This is a genomic window from Neorhizobium sp. USDA 3394 (assembly GCF_056280385.1).
The window spans coordinates 673,311-690,626 of the sequence record NZ_JBWCDU010000002.1; the positions used below are offsets into that span (position 1 = coordinate 673,311).

The following is a 17,316-nucleotide window of genomic DNA, read 5'->3' on the forward strand; positions in this document are numbered from 1 at the left end:
TAAACCATGAACTTCGTCGACCTTCTCATGCTGGGCTTCAGCGAGGCCCTGACGCCCACGAACCTCGGCTTCTGTCTTCTCGGCGCTCTCCTAGGAACCTTGATTGGGGTCCTGCCGGGTATCGGGCCGACGGCGACGATCGCCGTTCTTCTCCCGATCACATTCTACCTTCCGCCTCTTGCGGGGCTCATCATGCTCGCCGGCATCTACTACGGCGCACAGTACGGTGGATCGACAACAGCGATCCTCGTCAATCTTCCCGGCGAAGCGTCATCGGTCGTGACGGCTGTCGACGGTTACAAGATGGCTCAACAAGGTAGAGCTGGCTCTGCGCTTGCAGTCGCAGCACTCGGTTCCTTCTTTGCCGGGACGGTCGCGACATTCGGTCTTGCTATCGCCGGTCCGACACTTTCGTCCTTCGCCCTTTCTTTTGGGCCGGCGGAGTATGTGTCGCTCATGCTCTTCGGGCTCCTCGCCGCAACGATCCTCGCACGCGGACCAGTCCTGAAGGCGATTGGCATGATCCTGCTTGGCTTGCTGCTCGGCATGGTCGGTATTGACGCCAGCTCCGGCGAGGAGCGCCTCACGTTCAGTGCGGTCGAACTCTTCGATGGTATCGACTTCGTGGTCATTGCCATCGGGCTATTCGGTTTCTCGGAGATCATCGAGAACCTTGAAAATGTCGAAGCCCGCGGCGTGCTGGTCAGCAAGCTCAGTCGTCTTTGGCCCACGCGAGAAGACTTCCGGCGCGCATGGCCGGCCGTGCTGCGCGGAACTGCCGTCGGCACGTTCCTTGGCGTGCTTCCGGGCGGCGGAGCCACTCTGGCCTCCTTCTGCGCCTACTCCGTCGAGAAAAAGGTCTCCAAGCGCCCTCACGAGTTCGGCGAAGGTGCAGTCGAGGGTGTCGCTGGACCGGAAGCTGCAAACAATGCAGGCGCGCAGTCTTCGTTCATCCCGCTTCTGACTCTGGGCATCCCGTCGAACAACATGATGGCGATGATGTTGAGCGCCTTCATCATCCACGGCATCACCCCAGGACCGACGGTGCTTGCAACCCAGCCGGAAATCTTCTGGGGCCTTGTTGCCAGCATGTGGATCGGCAATCTGATGCTTGTCGTGATCAACCTGCCCCTTATCGGGGTCTGGGTGAAGCTCCTGACCGTCCCGTACCGACTGCTGTACCCGGCGATCCTTCTCTTCTGCTGTGTCGGTGTCTACAGCATCAACAACCGCATATTCGACGTAGCTTTGGCCGCTGGGTTCGGATTGCTGGGATATGCCTTCCGCAAGGCAAAGTGCGAGCCGGGTCCTCTGCTTCTGGGGTTCGTCCTCGGACCGTTGTTGGAAACCAACATCCGTAGGGCTCTGACAATCTCCCACGGAAATACCAGCGTCTTCGTGGAGCGGCCGATCAGCCTCGTCCTGCTGATCGCGACAGCCGGAGTCCTTCTCCTGATGATCCTGCCGTCATTCCGCAAAACGCGCGAAGAAGCCTTCCAGGAAGAAGAAGCCTGATGCCGACTTACGACGAGCGGCCGCTTGACCGCGGCCGCTGCTCTCTCCTCGAACTGGTGTCCTCTCCAATGTCTGATAACCCGCAATCCTCTTCGCTTCGTTCTCCTCGATCGCAAGACCTTGCCCGACGACATTCACTTCCGTGCGTTCTCCTTCGCGTACGAGCTCATACAGTTCGACCACACGGCGCCCGACGAGGTGTCGGAGCGCATCAAGGACGCCGACATCGTCATCACGAACAAGGCTCCGTTAAGAGGTCCGGCGACCGCATCCGCCCCGAACCTCAAGCTCGTTGCAGTAGCCGCCACGGGAACAGATGTCGTCGACGTCGCCGCATGCGTGCAGCGCGGAGTAACGGTTTCGAATATTCGCAATTAGGCGGTCAACACCGTTCCCGAGCACACCTTCGCTTTGATCCTCGCGCTTCGCCGTAGCGTTCTGGCCTATCGCAACTCGGTACAGGCCGGGCGCTGGCTGGAAGCAAACCAGTTCTGCTACTTCGACCTCCCGATCAACGATCTCGCCGGTTCGACGCTGGGCATCATCGGTGACGGTGCTCTCGGCCGCTCGGTGGCGGACCTTGGCCGCGCCTTCGGGATGAAGGTCCTGTTTTCTGACTACAAGGGCACAAAAGGAATGGGGCCGCTCTATACGCCCTTCAAGAAGATTCTCGAGAACAGCGACATCATCACCTTGCACTCCCCCTTGATGCCATCGACCCGCAACACGATCTCAACGGCGGAGTTCGCACAGATGGCCAGGCGGCCACTCCTGATCAACACCGCGCGCGGCGGCCTCGTCGACGAGGCCGCGCTGGAGCACGCGTTGAGAAGCGGCCAGATCAGTGGCGCCGGCTTCGACGTCGCCACCGCAGAACCGCCTGCAGACGATCATCCGCTGATGGGTCTCCTCGATCTGCCGAACTTCATCCTGACGCCGCACGTGGCGTGGGCTAGCCCCGAGGCGGGCCGAAATTCTCCCAGAATGCGCGCGCTCAAGGGTGCCCGTATTGTCTATGGTAGCGGCACGAGGACACGCGACTGCACTGTGCGGAACCTGTCCGCAGGGGGCGCAAAATTGGTAATGCAAAGCACTGCGGATGTCCCGGACGTATTCGATCTTGTGTTCGATGACGGTGCCCGGCGCGCCTGCGTAGTCAGGTGGCGAAAGCTCGGCGACCTGGGTGTCGAGTTTGTTGTATGTCCATGAAAGGGCGGCGGTTAACCCCGGTCTTGCCGAGATCTGCCCGAAGCCGGAAAACAAAGCGTTTCCGAGGTGTTGCCAAGTTGTTTGAGTTGTCTGCGTAGGCTATGGAGCCGGATGAATATCCCGTGCCACATGCCGCGCCTGAAAGGCTTTCGCTTGACCCCTGATGACAATTTAGTTTGGCCGCGTCAGTAGGAACACCGTCAAAAACACCAACGGCGTCCGCGACGAGATCACTCGGAGATTCCAGAGCCTGGGCAGTAAGCTGCAGGCCTGCGTCGTTTACGGCTGACATCTGCGGCGATCCTCGCGACACCAACTACTTGTTTGCAGGAGGCGCAACTGCAGGGGGAAGGCCTGATGCAGGTGCGCCTGACATCGGCTGGCTGGGACCACGCATCATGAATGCCGCGACTAAGATAACCACGACTAAGCCAAGCAGACCGATCATTGCATTTTTTCGCATTCTGACCGGCCTTCAATTCAGCAGGAGCCAGACCGCACCGGCGATAAGACAGCCGAGAGCAACGTTCAGGCAGACATAGAACGCGAAGTCGTGACGGTTGGACGGGTTGCGGTGCATCTGAATCTCCTCCTGGAGATCAAACTGACCTGCGCATCCAATGTTCCGGCTGCCTAGTGAAGGTGTGCCGGTTGCATCGCAGCAAGAGATCCCTTGAGTTCCGCGACGATCTGCTCGTAGTCTGCGACCCGCTGACAGTGTCCAGCTGTGGACTGCCTGGCTTTCATCTCCTTGATGACGTCGGTGAAAATCCGAACCTGATGCTCAAGTTCTTCCCTTCCACTGGCTGATTTACGCACTGCTCTTCCCCGGCTAGTTATCCCCCAGCCACCGAGCATAGAACGCCGATCGCTTGCAATGGACAAATCAGCTTTTCAGAGTAATCCACAGGCTCAAATGATGTAGAGCAAACGCCCTACGACCGCTCAAGCGAATTCGGGTGAAAGCGAGCTCACTCCGTCAGCCCCGTGACGCAGAAATCAGAAGTAGTAACAGGATTTCAAAAGGTTAAACGGGCACAATCCGTTCCGTAACCATTCGTGCGCGTATTAGACAATTCTGCTGGTGCCGGGTGTGGTGACGCAAGAGATTCTGGCCTAGGTTCTCAGAACGAATCAGATGTCCGCGGACGGCTTGCGCGATTCAGCGGGGCTTCTTGATCAGGTGGATGCCTGGATTTCCACGCAGGACCGCGGGACTCAAGTCGCAGACGAATACAGCGGCACGTTCGTTCGTAACGAGCCGATGATGCAGGCAGGTTTCGTAGCGATGGGTTTCACACCGCAACAGGTCGAGGCCTTTTCATCGCGGCGTCGAAACTATAGAGAGCCGTCAAGCTTTGAGCAGGCGCTGGTTCTTCTAAAGATCCAGAGCTTGGGCTACGATCAAAGCAGGTACTCCTGCAGTAATCATCCCCGCCAGAAGCGCCGCAATCATCTTGATCGCATTCGCACGTCGCGCTCGCCGCGCGTCCCACTCATAAACCATCAGCTCGCCCCTACGCACCTATAGTCCCAAAATGAAACACTGCCTTGTCCGAGAGTCGAGTAGCTATTTAGAACAGGGTAACTTGGGGGGCGGAGCGAGCCAGGTTGAGCAAGTGAGCAAGGCTGGGCCTCTCAATGCTTGGCCGACAGGGCCTGCATTGGTCCGCCAGGGTGCAAGGCCCTCGACCCGACGCGGAACAGCAGATCCAAAAAAGAGAGGGCTCGCCCGTTTTTCCCGTTCGAGCCCTCAACAGTCTCTTGGCGGCGGGAACATCGCAGATAACCTGATATCGCGCATCCCCCATTCTGGCTACGTCGTCTGACGTAGTCTGGTCCGCCCGGATGCGTTTCTCACCCCCTCAGAAGGACATCGCCATAACCGTCATCACTGCCGCGCAGATCCGCGCGGCTGCAAAATCGCCTGTCAACGAAGGCAACATGAACTCGGTCCTTGTCGCGCTCGACAGGTCCGGTCTCTGGCGAGGGTTGAACCGGGCGCATCGGGTCGCACATTACCTGGCGCAGCTCATGCACGAGAGCGGCGCTTTCCGGTTCGATCAGGATCGGTAATCAAGAGGCTGCCCCCTGGAGAGCCAAACAGTATCCGGGCATTACTAAGAAGTGCATTACCAGTTGGGGAAGGATCATTTGACCTTCTTGCCGGAAACGTGTGTCAACAACAGGGCCGGCTTTCCATTAGCCCAAGGCAGGCCCAAATGATAAGCAGACTGGCCTCCGAGGGCCAGCCCTGCCGTGTCGCGGTGAATTCGTTCCGACAAAAAAGGCCGACACATGATCGGCCTTTACTTCAATTGATGGATGTTCAGCAGTTTGAAGACTGACCATTGGTGTTGGTGCCAGCGGCGCCTTCAACAGCTGTGGAAGCCTGGCCGTCCTTATTCGGCGTCGTTGCGGAGCCCTTGGTTGCCAGATTGGGAGCGCAATTGGTACGCGTCGAATTCGTGACGGTATTGTCCGTCTTCTGGGGCGGATGCATCGGACCAGGATCGGGCTTACCAGAATCGGTGGACTGGTTTTGCTGGTTGCTCGAGCTTGGGTTCGATGAGGATTGCGCAAAAGCGACACCGGTAGCGAGACCAATAGACACGAGCGATACCGAAATAATCTTCAGCATGGATATCCTCCTGATTGTTGGCGGCTTTGCCAATGCTCCCCAACCTCAGCCAGAGAATTTTGTTCCAAGCTTAATGCGACCGTGGAAACCCGTTCTCCCGATGACCATGAGCTGTTTAGAGTTGCGCATTTCACTATGGCCACGTTGTTGATTTGCAGAGAAATGACCTGTTGGGATGCAGGCGAAAATTTGGACCCACCCGAGGTAGTTCAGCCAAGGGTCTCGGCAAGACGACCGAGGACAAGCCTTTATCCGACTTGAACAGCAGCCACAGCGCCTTGAGCCAGGTGCGCAACGGAAGCTTCGTGGCGTGCAGGGGCGTATGTGTTGTCACAGTGAACTGGAAGCGGCAATCACCGCTGGAGCATTGGTAAAGCCCCGGCCGCGCGCGGCGCTTGCCCATGTCGCGGCCAGCTATCGCGGTCGAGCGCTTGTAACCACAAGCGGGGCAGACCCTGCCATTCGGCCATACCATGCTTTCCAGCAAGCGACGGCAACGCTCCTACCTCGGACGCGTAGGAGGCGTGAACGATCTCCCGCCCTAGACGTTTTGCATATCCAAAGCAAAAGCTTTGAGCACTCGGATTTAGAACCGGTGATTGCGATGACGGAGAGAAGATGACAAACGTGCGCACCAACAGCCAAGATGCGAAGGTGGAGCTTGACCGCTACATCAAGGACGCAGACGACAGCCGCGCCATGCGGGGAGGTCCGCAGCGAAATGGACTGGATGAGCTTGTATTGGCGAGATCGGAGCTAGCCAAGCTTCACGAAGAGGTTGCGGACCTACGCACCCGTCTAACGGTGATCCGCGGCGAGACAGATGGCATATCTCACGCGCCGCAGACGACCGACGAGCATCCCTGGCTGCGCATCGGGCTGACGATGCTGGCCACCTTCGTTCTTGGGAAACTCGTGCAGCGGCTTCGTCTGGGAGCGCCGGGTGCTGCAGCGGTTCCCCCGATCGCCGCTCAGATCGATCGCCGGCTCTGATGGGAAAATCCTATGGTCCAGCATTTTGGCCGCGTCATCGACCAGGCCCATCTCCGTGTTCGTGACCTCTCGGTGAGCAGGACAATTCTATAGGGCGATCTCTGACGCGCTTGGCCTGGGAGACGCATGGCACGAAGACCACCATCACTTTTCGATCGACGAAATCTGTGTCGATGCAGCGAGCGACTACGTCTCAAGGGCTCACCTGGCATTCCAGGCGAGAAGCCATGAAGAGGTTGATGCGTTTCACGCTGCAGCAGTCGCAGCCGGAGGCACATCGAATGGCAGGCCCGGGTTCAGGCCGTATCACGACCGTTACTACGCAGCCTTGTGATAGATTCCGATGGCAAAATATTGAAGTCGTCTGTGATGGACCGACGAAGAGGAGCGCGCAATCAGTAACCTCCCAGCGGGTCTGAATGCGGATGTTCTTGACCCATCGCAGCCCGCACTGCCGTTAGCTTTCGAGAAAAATCGCCAGCGCGCGGCCGACGGAGACCGGGTCTCAGGAACTCCAATCTGATCCATACCCTGTCGTAAACAGCGCTTCTCGAAGCTCCTCAGCTCGGAATGGCTTTGTCAGTCTCGGCAAATCGGGAGCGATTCCTTCGACGTCTGCATAGCCCGAAATGATCAGGCAAGGCAGGTTTGGACGGGTCAGCTTCACACGGCGCACTAACTCGGCACCATCCATGCCCGGCATCAGGTGATCCGTCACAAGCAGCTTCAGATCGGGCAGACCGTCAAGCAAAGCCAGTGCTGCCTGCGCGCTCGAGGCCTCGACCACTTCAAAGCCCAGCTCATCAAGCATGTGGGCCGCGCTGGTGCGAACGATCGCTTCGTCGTCAACAAGCAACACTTTGCCACGAGGATCGATGGATACGGTGCTACCATTCGAGCTGACTAAGTTTTGAATGGCAGTGTCGGCCGCCTGCGGCAACCAAAGCTCAACATTGGTCCCGACTCCGATCTTGCTGAAAATCCGGATACCGCCTCCCAGTTGCTGAGCGAGACCATGGACCATCGAAAGGCCCAACCCGGTTCCTTGCCCTACGCCTTTCGTGGAGAAGAACGGCTCGATTGCGCGCGCGACGACTTCCTCGCTCATTCCCTCGCCGGTATCAGCGACGGAGATCACGACGTAGCGGCCGTGCTTCAACTCCTCCTGCTCACCGGGGAGGATTTCACAAGAGCTTGCACTGATCCGCAAGGTACCTCCCAAGGGCATTGCGTCCCGGGCATTGACGCTCAAGTTGAGGAGTGCCATCTCCACCTGATTATGGTCGGCGCGAGCGGCCGGCAAATTATCAGGGGCGTCAATGACGACCTGGATCTGGGGGCCAGTCGTGCTGCGGATCAACTCACCCATGCCCGATATCAGCTCTCTGACATCGATTGCCCTCGGTTGAAGGGGTTGCCGGCGGGCGAAGGCAAGAAGTCGCTGCACGAGAGTGCGGGCACGCTCTGCGGACTGCAGTGCACCACCGATCAGCTTTTTCTCTCGATCGTTGCCAATCTGTCTTCGCACCAGCATGTCAAGCGCGCCGATGATCGGGGTCAGCAGATTGTTGAAGTCATGCGCCACGCCACCTGTGAGCTGACCGAGGGCCTCGACCTTCTGCGCCTGTCGAAGCTGATCTTCGGCCTCCGCCAAACGGCGTTGCTCCGCCATGCGCTCGGTAACGTCGTACACGATTTGATACGCCCCGATCTGGCGCCCGGCGGCGTCTCTCAGGACGTTGAAATTCAGTTCGAACCAGCGTTTTGAGAACTTTTCGTCCCCGAACTCCTCCACCAGCGTGAACTCTTCCCCCGCAAGCGCGCGAGCCCATGTGCGACGCACATGTTCGCGGTGCTCGGGGAGATGATCGATCACATCCAGCATCGACGCTCCGACCCTGGGACGTACACCGTAAACCTTTTCGAAGGCTTGGCTTCCTGCCTTGTTCAGCGCCAGCCACCTGAACTCTTGATCCGCGACAAAGATGATCGCCGTCGTGTTATCGACGACATCGGCTAGAAGCTTGCGTTCCGCCAGGCTTTCGGCAACCCGCGCTTCAAGTGTCTCATTGAGATCACGCAAGGCGAGCTCGGTCTTTTTACGCTCCGTGATATCGATCGCGGTTCCGATCACCCGCAGGCACCGGCCATTCTCGAAGACGCCGCGCCCCTTAGCCGCGACCCAGCGGACGAGACCGTCCTCCTTGCCGACTGTCCGGTATTCGACATCATACACTGCACGACGCTCAGGATCTGCCGCGGTTGCGTAGGCGGCAGCAGTCTTTTCGAAGTCCTCCGGGTGGATGCCGGCATAATAGTCTTCCATCGAGACGGGCCCGTCCGGCGAGATTCCAAACATCGCCTTGACCCGGGGCGGCCAGAACAAGGTGTCTGCGACAACGTCCACGTCCCATAGACCGATCTCGGCGGCGTCGATGGCGAGACGAAGTTGCTCTTCGCTCGCGCGAAGGTTGGCTTCGGAACCGACCCGCTCGACATGCGCCCATGATCGTTCTGTGACTTGGCGAATGACATTAAGCTCGTAGTCGGACCATTGATGCGGCTTGTTGTCATGAATGGCCATCAAGGCCGCAAGGCGGCCATTTTTTACCAGCGGCATGCAGATCGTCGCCGCAATGCCGATGTCCTGGAAAGTCTTCGCCTCCTCCGGCGCTATCTCTTTCAAATTGTCGTTGATGATCAGCGGACGGCCCGCGGACAATTCCTGGACGGCAAGCTTGCCGAAATCGGCCAGGCTGTAGTGCCCCACGATCGAGGGGGACCCGGACGCATGCCAATTTCCGCGGATCGTAAAACCGTCCTGGTCGGCATCCATGTCGGCAAAAGCGCAGTTGGAAAGCTCGAGATGGGCTGCGACCATGCGCGTCGTCACAGCAAGGACCTCATCCGCATCATGCAGGCCGACTACCGCAGTTCCAAGCTCATCAAGGAACCGGTAGAGCCCTTCGCTCTGTGCAAGCCGGCGCTCAGCAAGCACGCGCTGAGTGATATCGAAGACCATTGCTATCGAGCCGATCGGCCGACCGTCCCGATCTCTAATCGGCAGATACTCCAGATCCATCCAGACCTGTTCGGCTCTGGCATGCCGCCAGAGCTCCAATTCCTGCGCGTGAAAACTCAGTGACTCGCCTCGCAGTCCGGCAGAAATAACCAAAGCATTGAATTCGGCGGCTTCGGGCCAAACCTCAAGCAGCTTTCCTCCGAGAGCGACCGGGTGGCGAGGTCCGCACACTGCCGCATAGCCATCGTTATAGATGAGGATGCCTTCAGGGCCCCAAATTACTACCATTGGAACAGGAGATGCGAGGATGGTCTGAACGTTCGCCTTCAGCTCTGACGGCCACGACTCGATCGGCCCCAGCGGGGTCGCTCCCCAATCCTTATGTCGAATGAGATCGCCAGCCTCGCCGCCGCCAACGAGTGTATGTTGCCCATGGCATTGTTTTGCATTTTCCATTAGCGGACATTAGCGCGAGTATTATCGATTGCACAGCGTCCAGCGCCCAGCATCGCCTGGCCAATAGCTGAGAAGGTTGACCAGATCGGCGGAATTTATTCAAAACAGCATGTTACAGGAGACGAAGTATGTTCACTCATGTGATGATCGGCAGCAATGACCTGGAGCGAGCCAGACGCTTTTACGACGCTACCTTCGCTGCATTAGGTGGCAAGCCTGGCGTGTTGGATGCAAGAGGCCGACTGATCTACGATCACGAGGGAGGCCGGTTGATGATCACCAAGCCGATCGACGGCAAGCAAGCGACTGCCGCCAACGGTGGGACGATCGGCATTGCCGCAGCGAGCCGCGATCATGTTCTGGCGTGGCATGCCGCCGGCACCGCGCATGGCGGGACGGCAATCGAGAGCCCCCCTATGGAGCGTTCAAACGGTGCTTTCGTTGCATATCTTCGAGACCCTGACGGAAACAAGCTTACCGCGCGAACTCTTCCGGTGACATGAGGCAGACCGAGTGGGCAGGCGCTATCGCGCTCTGTGGCTACCTTGAGCTTCATCATCTGACCTACGCCAACATGGTTCTATTTCCAAGGCCTCGGCGGTTCAAAGTCGCTGTTTGTTGGGTATTACAGACTGGCGCCGCCTGCCATACCACATTCTCCGCTGCGGTAGTCTCTTCCAGCAATGGCACATCCGCCACGTCCCGGAGTATACCCCAGCAGGAAGAAACCCGCCGACCGCCTTCGCTGCGTTGATCAAGCGGCCAGCGACATTTTGACGCCAGAAAGCCAGCATGGTGTGAAATCGATGGTGTCCATCTCGCGGCGCTGATTGGAATGGCAATCTCGCGTGATTGCAGGAGCTCCGCGTGGTCCATGATTGGCACGCATCCTAGCTTTCAGTCGATACCTGATGATCCGCGCGAGAGCGACTCTCCTTTCGCCAGCAGCCATAGGGCGAAAACGCTCATCGAACCTGCTAGTAAGAAACGCACGAGCTCACGCCATCGGCCGCCCCTGCGCCGGATGGCAGAGAGCGAAAATAGCCGTCCAGCCACGACATACCACGCGAACGCCATCGAAAATATCAAGCAACAGGCAACGGTTACTCCCCCTGATGTTCGTAAGGATGGGGCGGCCAGATAGAAGCTTACGAAGAACGGTACGGATAGGGGATTGGAGAGAGCCGTCGCCAGACCAAGGGCGAAGAGCCTTATGGCCAGGGTTTCAGGTGTGGATGCTTCGGGAGGCGAGGACGCTGGATGTCGCCTGATTAGGCGGAAAGCCGAATGGATCAAGATGCAGGCCAGCAGGATCCGACTCACGGTCTCGAGCTTATCGAACTTCTCGAAGGTCGAGGCGCCGAAGGCTGCGAGGAAGCAAGCAACCGTTGCTCCACATGCGATGCCTGCAGCGACGGCCATCACGCGATGCCATGAGGGCTTCATGGCAAGACCAGTGAGGTGAATAATGCTACCATGATTGTACAGGGCGCTTTCTTGACAGGGCGATTGAGGCTGGGCGACGCTGCATGTCCAGAAGCGGCTGAAGGAAAAGAGAGCGAACCGCAGGTGAAGGAAAGTAACGTCACCCGCACCGCCAATTGCCGTTGCCCAACCGCGAACGATAAGTCTCTCGCTGGTTCGCACGAGCGCGAGCCCCACCCCATACCCACACAGTATTGGCCACAAAAGAGGTGGCTCGACCGTTTTTCCCGTTCGAGCCACCCAGCAGTCTGTTGGCAAGTGCACATAACAATCTTGCCGTCAATCGAGCGTGAAGCGGCCGTCAAATGGAACGGCTTCATGCTGTGTAGGTTATTATTTTCGGCTTTCCCGGACGTGGTGCGCGACCGCAAGCTCAAGAATGTCGTCGAATTCGACCGGTTGGTCTGTAGCCAATCAGCGGCAATGGCGCTTGAATGTATAATCATTTGAGTTATTTTAATGCTCAAAGGAGCACGACAAGCGATGTCGTGATATTCATATGGACCCGGCAGCAGCAAGAGATACTTCGACGCTCGAAGTCAAATCCGATTTCGATCAGATGAACCCGGAGGAAAAGCTCCTGCGGGCGATTTTCGGCGAGAAGTCGGAATCCGGGCGTCGCGGCAAACGGAAAAAGACTGTTTCTGTTTTCGACTTCGAGGAAATCTTCCGAGCACCGGCTTGGCAGCGGATTGAGATGATTCGCGAAGGGATCAGCGCACGAGACGTAAAGCATCTGCAGGAGCGGCTTGGCATACCTCAGAGTCTGCTTCTGGAAAGCCTCAGGATGTCGACCGCCACGTTGAACCGCAAGGTGAGTAAGCAGGAAAACCTATCCCCGGAAGATAGCGAGCGCGTGTTGGGCGTTTCCAAGCTCGTCGGCCAAGTTACTGAGATAGTGCGACAGTCTGGCGATGCGCGAGGCTTTGACGCAGCAAGCTGGCTGGCCGCTTGGCTACAGCAGTCCGTTCCGGCTCTTGGGGGTGCCCGTCCACTCGATTTCATTGATACACTTGAGGGGCAAGCAATGGTGTCGCAATTACTCGCCCGGATGCAGAGTGGGGCCCATTCCTGATGCCCGCAATTTGGCGGATCGCGGCGGACACTCCAGATTATGAAACAGACGACCTCACAGGAACGGGCGCAAAAGTTACCGGGGGGAGGTGGAATGCGCCGGGCTTCGCCGTGCTCTACTGCGCGGAAAACATCTCGCTCGCGGCGATGGAAACGCTCGTGCATTTTGCTGCGTCTAGCTTACCTTTAAACCGCTACCTCGTCAGAATCGACATACCTCAAGACCTCTGGGACGCAAGCGAGCGGCTGGATGCCAAAACAGCGCCGGTAGGATGGGATGCGCTACCGGCGGGGCGGGCCAGTTTGGCTTTTGGCTCGACTTGGCTGGCTGAACGTCGGTCGGCCTGTCTCTTGGTTCCTTCGGTCATCGTACCAGACGAGTCGAATGTGCTCCTCAATCCGCTACATCCAGACGCTAGTAAAATTTCAGCGACGAAGGTTCGCAGGTGGCTCTACGATTCACGCGTGAAGTCGAAGTCCTAATTCGCTCTGGAGTCCAACCCGAGATCGTCGCTGGCGCAACTATCTCGAGTCGGAGTACTCGACCTGGAGCATCGAGATGGAAGAATAGACCCATCACCTCTCGATGACACCGAGATTGAAGTCCTTCCGCCGGAGACCTCGCTGATCCGGCGACGCCCGTTTGCGCCTGTTGCGGACGGCCTGCGTCATCCGACGAAGACTGCTACGTATTTGCGACGAGTGTCTGTCGCCGTAATTTGCTCGCCACCAAACCTCATCGCGCCACGTTGGTGACAGTTGATCGTTCTCAGACGAGACGCCTTGGCTCGATCGAGCCAGACGAGCGGCCTCTTAATGCACGGCCAGGCAAACTGACCCTCTTCATCTAAGATGAGCTATTCATCGTTTAGTTCAATCCAGACCGGGGCGTGATCGCTGGTGTGCTCCCAGGACCGCGCGAACTTGTCGACGCCGCAGGTTTGTAGTCTTTCCCGTAGCGATGGGCTCAACAGGAAATGGTCGATGCGCAGCCCGGCGTCGCGTGCGAAAGCGTTTCGGAAATACTTCCAGAACGTATAGATCCGTGCTTCTGGATGCAGGAACCGAATGGCGTCCGTCCAGCCCGTGGCAATGAGCTCGGCATAAGCTGCGCGAATCTCAGGTCGAAAGAGGGCGTCATCCCGCCAGCGCTCCGGCTTGTAGACATCGCGATCTGTCGGCATCACATTAAAGTCGCCGACCAGAGCTACAGGCACGTCGAGCTCGAACAGTTCAGCGGCATAGGAATGCATGCGCTCGAACCAGCGAAGTTTGTAGTCGAACTTCGGCCCTGGTGCTGGATTGCCGTTGGGAAGATACAGGCAGCCAATGATGATGCCATCGATGGCAGCCTCGATGTAACGGCTGTGACTGTCGTCAGGATCGCCCGGCAAGCCGCGTCGCGTCTCGCGCGGCTCCTGATCCCTGGCAATGATCGCCACGCCGTTCCAGGATTTCTGACCGTGCCAGATGGCGCCATAACCGGCACGCTCGAGCTCGCGGCGCGGAAACTTCTGGTCCGGCGCCTTTAGCTCCTGCAAGCAGACGACATCAGGTTTCGCCTCAGCGAGCCACCGGAGCAGGACCTCAAGCCGGCCGTTGATGCCGTTGACGTTATAGGTGGCGAGCTTCACCGGCGTTTCCGTCAGTGCTTGCGATCGCCTTTGTCCCCCTGGCCGGGCTTCGCATCATGCTTCGCGTCGTGGCGAGCATCTGCGGACAGCGATCGGGAGACGTCGACGCTTTCCTTGAACTTGCCTTCCTTATCACGGCGGACATAGCGCTTGCAGGTTCCGGTATCGATCAGTTCGCGTTTGCTCATGGCAGGACTCCTTTTTGGTTGCTGCCGAAGAAAACGCGCGTCACCGCCGAAAGATGCATGCGAATCAGAAGGCTAACGACGACTCGCAAAACGGGTGGTGCTGGTTGTCATAAGTCCTTGAAAAATGATTCGTTTCGACTCGGAACAATTACATGCTGATTCGCTTGAATCGCACTGGTTGTGTCAGGAGTTCTGCGTCATGGTCGCCCCACGAGCGAATTGGAAAGGCTTCATCAAATTCGGAGAGGTCGCTTGTCCGGTGGCTCTCTACACGGCCGCATCGTCGTCGGAGCGGATCGCCTTCAACACGCTAAACCGCAAGACCGGTAACCGGGTGAAGCGGGAGTTTGTCGACAGCGAGACCGGCGACCCGGTCGAGCGGGACGAGCAGGTCAAAGGCTACGAGATCGAGAATGGCCAATATGTCATCCTCGAACCTGACGAAGTTGCGGCAGCCGTTCCCGACAGCGACAAGACGCTCAGGATCGATGCCTTCATCCCGTGCAATGAGATCGACGACATTTATTTCGACAAGCCGTACTACCTGGCGCCCGACAAGATGGGCACCGACGCCTTCGTGCTGCTGCGTGACGGCATGAAGAAAGCCAAGGTCGCGGCGATCGCCCACACGGTCCTGTTCCGGCGGGTCCGCACGGTGCTTATCCGTCCGCACGGCAAGGGATTGATCGCCACGACGTTGAACTTCGATTACGAGGTTCGCTCCTCCGAAGACGCGTTCGAGCAACTGCCCGATCTGAAGATCGAAGGCGAGATGCTGCAGCTCGCCGAGCACATCATCGGCACCAAGAAGGGCAGCTTCGACGCCAGTACGTTCGACGATCGCTACGAGGCGGCCGTCGCGGAGCTGGTGAAGGCCAAGATCGAGGGGAGGGCGCTTCCGAAGAAGAAGGCGCCGGCCGCGTCGAAACCCAGCGACCTTCTGCAGGCGCTTAGAGAAAGCGCCGGCATTGGAAGGAAGACCGAGCCGAAGCGGACGGCTGCCAATGTCAACAAGGGCACGTCGCGCAAGAAGGCCGCCAAGCCCGCCGCTGCCAAAACCAAGCCTGCGGCGTCGCAGACCCGCCGCGCCGGTTGATCGGAGGATAACATGGCTGTCCGTCCCTATTGGAAAGGCTACCTCAAGCTCTCGCTCGTCACTTGCCCGGTGCAGATGATGCCGGCGACCTCCGAGAGCGAGAAGGTTCGCTTCCACACGCTGAACCGCGAGACCCAAAACCGCGTGGTCAGCCACTATGTCGATTCTGTCACCGGCAAGGAGGTCAAGGACGAAGACGAGGTCAAAGGCTACCAGCGTGGCGAGAATGAATACATCATGCTGGAGGACGAAGAGCTGGAAAACGTCGCGCTCGAAAGCACCAAGACGATCGACATATCGACCTTCACGCCGCGCGACAGTGTGGAATGGATCTGGCTCGACACGCCCTATTATCTGTCGCCCAACGATCCGGTCGGACAGGAAGCCTTCTCCGTCATCCGCGACGCGATGGAGGCCCAAGAGATGGTCGGTATCTCGCGGCTGGTGATCTCGCGCCGGGAACGCGCCGTCATGCTGGAGCCACGCGGCAAAGGTATTGTCCTTTGGACCTTGCGCTACGGGGATGAAGTCCGTGACGAGGATATTTATTTCGCAGGCATCGACGACGACGAGACGGCGGATTCCGATATGATGCCTTTGGTGCAGCAGCTGATCAAGAAGCAGACGAAGCACTGGGATGCGAACATGGTAATCGACCCGGTGCAGGACCGGCTGCGCGACATCATCGCCGCCAAGAAGAACGCGATGAAAAAGCCGGCGAAAGCCAAGCCGCCAGCGCCGGGGAAACCCACGCCAAGCAACGTCATCAATATCATGGATGCATTGAAGAAGTCGGTCGCAGCCGAGACCCGGTCCAGCAAATGAGACGCCCTGCCAAGCCGCTTCTGCAGGACAATAGCTTCACCGCGAAATCGCAGCCGCGCCGCAAGCGCGACCCCGCTCAGCCGAATCTTCCGTTCGATCCAATGCCAGACCGGGTCGAGCCGTGCCTGGCGCTCCTGAAGGCCACGCCGCCGACCGGCCCTGACTGGGCCTATGAAATCAAATGGGACGGATACCGTCTGGCGATCCACATCGAGCCGAAGGGTGTGCGGATCATCACCCGCGGAGGCCATGATTGGACGCATCGCTTCCCGACGATTGCTGAAGCCGCCAGAAACCTGGGCGTTTCGACAGCCATCCTCGACGGTGAGGCCGTGGTGCTGAACAGCGAAGGACGCTCGGACTTTGGAGCGTTGCAGCGCTCGCTCGGCGGGCGCGGCGGCAGGCGGGTTTCGACGGAATCCGTCTTGTTCGCCTTCGATCTTCTTTACTTCGATGGCCACGATCTGACCCGGACCGAGCTATCGGTCCGTCGCCATCTGCTTGAGGATCTGCTCGAGGGCGCGGTCGGTGCCATACAGTTGTCCGAGGAGGTGGCGGGTGACGGCGCCGAACTTCTGGAAAACGCCCGCTCGCTTGGGTTGGAAGGTATCATCGCTAAGCACCGGGACCGTCCATACCGCTCGGGCAGGACAGGCGACTGGCTAAAAATCAAGTGCGTGCAGAGCGAGAGCTTCATGATCGTCGGCTACGAGCAGTCGGCGGTTGCCCGCGGCGGGATTGGCAGTCTGCTGCTCGCCGCCCGGCGCGGATACGATTGGGTATCCGTCGGGGCCGTTGGCACGGGCTTCAAGGAAAAGGACGCCACATACCTGAAGAAGACGCTGGATATGTTGAAGACCAAGACCCCAGTCGTGCCAGTCAAGGGCAAAAACTATGTCTTCGCGCAGCCGACCCTGATCGCCCAGATTGAATTCCGCGGCTGGACCGACGACGGCAATCTGCGGCACGCATCTTACAAAGGGCTGCGCGATATTCAGGACAACGCCGCGGTTTATGAACTCGACTGAGCAAGGGGTTTCAGTCCGTCGGCGAGGCCTAAAATTTTTTCGGACTGTGCTCTTGAATCGGAAATTCTCAAAAACCAAATCGATTCCCGCCAGCTGCTGAGGACAGGGCTGGCCTTGCTGGAGGCGCCGTCTTTCGGCCCTCCCGTACCC

17 protein-coding genes and 1 pseudogene are annotated in these 17,316 nt (G+C 58.5%); 12 read left to right on the plus strand and 6 right to left on the minus strand.

The window, feature by feature from the left end:
* Positions 1 to 6 precede the first annotated feature (6 nt).
* The 4 genes from ACZ9EJ_RS24780 (at position 7) to ACZ9EJ_RS24795 (ending at position 4,800) form a co-directional block, all read left to right on the plus strand.
* Positions 7 to 1,515, plus strand: coding sequence for a tripartite tricarboxylate transporter permease (locus ACZ9EJ_RS24780; protein WP_046642519.1), 1,509 nt, complete (start codon positions 7 to 9; stop codon positions 1,513 to 1,515).
* A gap of 24 nt (positions 1,516 to 1,539) precedes the next feature.
* Positions 1,540 to 1,893 carry a Rossmann-fold NAD(P)-binding domain-containing protein gene (locus tag ACZ9EJ_RS24785; RefSeq protein WP_255743355.1) on the plus strand — a complete coding sequence of 118 codons (354 nt, stop codon included), beginning with the start codon at positions 1,540 to 1,542 and terminating at the stop codon, positions 1,891 to 1,893.
* A gap of 33 nt (positions 1,894 to 1,926) precedes the next feature.
* Entirely contained in the window at positions 1,927 to 2,724 is a 798-nt protein-coding gene (locus ACZ9EJ_RS24790; RefSeq protein WP_255743354.1) for an NAD(P)-dependent oxidoreductase, read from the plus strand.
* 1,848 nt (positions 2,725 to 4,572) lie between these two features.
* Positions 4,573 to 4,800 carry a hypothetical protein gene (locus ACZ9EJ_RS24795; protein ID WP_046642515.1) on the plus strand — a complete coding sequence of 76 codons (228 nt, stop codon included), beginning with the start codon at positions 4,573 to 4,575 and terminating at the stop codon, positions 4,798 to 4,800.
* A gap of 253 nt (positions 4,801 to 5,053) precedes the next feature.
* Here the strand turns inward: ACZ9EJ_RS24795 and ACZ9EJ_RS24800 are convergent, their stop codons facing one another.
* Together ACZ9EJ_RS24800 and ACZ9EJ_RS24805 are read right to left on the minus strand one after the other, a co-directional pair.
* Positions 5,054 to 5,365 carry a hypothetical protein gene (locus tag ACZ9EJ_RS24800; RefSeq protein WP_255743353.1) on the minus strand — a complete coding sequence of 104 codons (312 nt, stop codon included), beginning with the start codon at positions 5,363 to 5,365 and terminating at the stop codon, positions 5,054 to 5,056.
* 222 nt (positions 5,366 to 5,587) lie between these two features.
* A pseudogene (locus tag ACZ9EJ_RS24805) lies at positions 5,588 to 5,867 on the minus strand (transposase); the annotation flags it as partial.
* Positions 5,868 to 5,983: 116 nt separating this feature from the next.
* Here ACZ9EJ_RS24805 and ACZ9EJ_RS24810 point away from each other — a divergent pair.
* Complete coding sequence (locus ACZ9EJ_RS24810) at positions 5,984 to 6,358, plus strand: hypothetical protein (protein WP_046642513.1); 375 nt, start codon at positions 5,984 to 5,986, stop codon at positions 6,356 to 6,358.
* 505 nt (positions 6,359 to 6,863) lie between these two features.
* Here ACZ9EJ_RS24810 and ACZ9EJ_RS24815 read toward each other — a convergent pair.
* On the minus strand, positions 6,864 to 9,836 hold the full coding sequence (locus ACZ9EJ_RS24815; RefSeq protein ID WP_080955876.1) for a PAS domain S-box protein: 2,973 nt from the start codon (positions 9,834 to 9,836) through the stop codon (positions 6,864 to 6,866).
* 128 nt (positions 9,837 to 9,964) lie between these two features.
* Here ACZ9EJ_RS24815 and ACZ9EJ_RS24820 point away from each other — a divergent pair, with 128 nt between their 5' ends.
* Positions 9,965 to 10,339: a VOC family protein gene (locus ACZ9EJ_RS24820; protein WP_046642510.1), complete on the plus strand. Its 375-nt coding sequence runs from the start codon at positions 9,965 to 9,967 to the stop codon at positions 10,337 to 10,339.
* A gap of 394 nt (positions 10,340 to 10,733) precedes the next feature.
* On the opposite strand, the gene ACZ9EJ_RS24825 is transcribed toward ACZ9EJ_RS24820, so the two are convergent.
* Entirely contained in the window at positions 10,734 to 11,282 is a 549-nt protein-coding gene (locus ACZ9EJ_RS24825) for a LysE family translocator (RefSeq protein WP_370649759.1), read from the minus strand.
* Positions 11,283 to 11,312: 30 nt separating this feature from the next.
* Here ACZ9EJ_RS24825 and ACZ9EJ_RS24830 point away from each other — a divergent pair, with 30 nt between their 5' ends.
* From ACZ9EJ_RS24830 to ACZ9EJ_RS24840, 3 genes are read left to right on the plus strand one after another with little or no spacing between them, the layout of a single operon-like run.
* Positions 11,313 to 11,771: a hypothetical protein gene (locus ACZ9EJ_RS24830; protein ID WP_255743351.1), complete on the plus strand. Its 459-nt coding sequence runs from the start codon at positions 11,313 to 11,315 to the stop codon at positions 11,769 to 11,771.
* Between the two features lie 49 nt (positions 11,772 to 11,820).
* Positions 11,821 to 12,396, plus strand: a complete 576-nt coding sequence (parS, locus tag ACZ9EJ_RS24835; protein WP_255743350.1) for a type II RES/Xre toxin-antitoxin system antitoxin — start codon at positions 11,821 to 11,823, stop codon at positions 12,394 to 12,396.
* Complete coding sequence (locus ACZ9EJ_RS24840) at positions 12,396 to 12,878, plus strand: RES family NAD+ phosphorylase (protein ID WP_046642602.1); 483 nt, start codon at positions 12,396 to 12,398, stop codon at positions 12,876 to 12,878. Before parS ends, ACZ9EJ_RS24840 begins: the two co-directional genes overlap by 1 nt.
* A gap of 374 nt (positions 12,879 to 13,252) precedes the next feature.
* Here the strand turns inward: ACZ9EJ_RS24840 and xth are convergent, their stop codons facing one another.
* Positions 13,253 to 14,029 (minus strand): exodeoxyribonuclease III, encoded by a 777-nt coding sequence (xth, locus tag ACZ9EJ_RS24845; protein ID WP_046642603.1) that lies wholly within the window; start codon positions 14,027 to 14,029, stop codon positions 13,253 to 13,255.
* Positions 14,030 to 14,040: 11 nt separating this feature from the next.
* Positions 14,041 to 14,217: a hypothetical protein gene (locus ACZ9EJ_RS24850; protein ID WP_255743349.1), complete on the minus strand. Its 177-nt coding sequence runs from the start codon at positions 14,215 to 14,217 to the stop codon at positions 14,041 to 14,043.
* Positions 14,218 to 14,416: 199 nt separating this feature from the next.
* Here ACZ9EJ_RS24850 and ku (ACZ9EJ_RS24855) point away from each other — a divergent pair, with 199 nt between their 5' ends.
* The 3 genes from ku (ACZ9EJ_RS24855) to ligD are packed head-to-tail and all read left to right on the plus strand — an operon-like array spanning position 14,417 to position 17,166.
* Positions 14,417 to 15,313: a non-homologous end joining protein Ku gene (gene ku, locus ACZ9EJ_RS24855; protein ID WP_046642604.1), complete on the plus strand. Its 897-nt coding sequence runs from the start codon at positions 14,417 to 14,419 to the stop codon at positions 15,311 to 15,313.
* 12 nt (positions 15,314 to 15,325) lie between these two features.
* A complete protein-coding gene (gene ku, locus ACZ9EJ_RS24860) occupies positions 15,326 to 16,138 on the plus strand; it encodes a non-homologous end joining protein Ku (RefSeq protein WP_046642605.1) in 813 nt (270 codons plus the stop codon).
* Positions 16,135 to 17,166, plus strand: coding sequence for a non-homologous end-joining DNA ligase (gene ligD / locus ACZ9EJ_RS24865; RefSeq protein ID WP_046642606.1), 1,032 nt, complete (start codon positions 16,135 to 16,137; stop codon positions 17,164 to 17,166). Before ku (ACZ9EJ_RS24860) ends, ligD begins: the two co-directional genes overlap by 4 nt.
* The last annotated feature ends 150 nt before the right edge of the window (positions 17,167 to 17,316 follow it).

Coding starts and splice junctions, on each gene's coding strand:
- ACZ9EJ_RS24820 (WP_046642510.1), top strand. CDS start 9,965: ATGTTCACTCATGTGATGATCGGCAGCAATGACCTGGAGCGAGCCAGA.
- ACZ9EJ_RS24800 (WP_255743353.1), bottom strand. CDS start 5,365: ATGCTGAAGATTATTTCGGTATCGCTCGTGTCTATTGGTCTCGCTACC.
- ku (WP_046642604.1), top strand. CDS start 14,417: ATGGTCGCCCCACGAGCGAATTGGAAAGGCTTCATCAAATTCGGAGAG.
- ligD (WP_046642606.1), top strand. CDS start 16,135: ATGAGACGCCCTGCCAAGCCGCTTCTGCAGGACAATAGCTTCACCGCG.
- ACZ9EJ_RS24825 (WP_370649759.1), bottom strand. CDS start 11,282: ATGAAGCCCTCATGGCATCGCGTGATGGCCGTCGCTGCAGGCATCGCA.
- parS (WP_255743350.1), top strand. CDS start 11,821: ATGGACCCGGCAGCAGCAAGAGATACTTCGACGCTCGAAGTCAAATCC.
- ACZ9EJ_RS24810 (WP_046642513.1), top strand. CDS start 5,984: ATGACAAACGTGCGCACCAACAGCCAAGATGCGAAGGTGGAGCTTGAC.
- ACZ9EJ_RS24795 (WP_046642515.1), top strand. CDS start 4,573: ATGCGTTTCTCACCCCCTCAGAAGGACATCGCCATAACCGTCATCACT.
- ACZ9EJ_RS24850 (WP_255743349.1), bottom strand. CDS start 14,217: ATGAGCAAACGCGAACTGATCGATACCGGAACCTGCAAGCGCTATGTC.
- ACZ9EJ_RS24780 (WP_046642519.1), top strand. CDS start 7: ATGAACTTCGTCGACCTTCTCATGCTGGGCTTCAGCGAGGCCCTGACG.
- ACZ9EJ_RS24840 (WP_046642602.1), top strand. CDS start 12,396: ATGCCCGCAATTTGGCGGATCGCGGCGGACACTCCAGATTATGAAACA.
- ACZ9EJ_RS24815 (WP_080955876.1), bottom strand. CDS start 9,836: ATGGAAAATGCAAAACAATGCCATGGGCAACATACACTCGTTGGCGGC.
- ku (WP_046642605.1), top strand. CDS start 15,326: ATGGCTGTCCGTCCCTATTGGAAAGGCTACCTCAAGCTCTCGCTCGTC.
- ACZ9EJ_RS24830 (WP_255743351.1), top strand. CDS start 11,313: ATGATTGTACAGGGCGCTTTCTTGACAGGGCGATTGAGGCTGGGCGAC.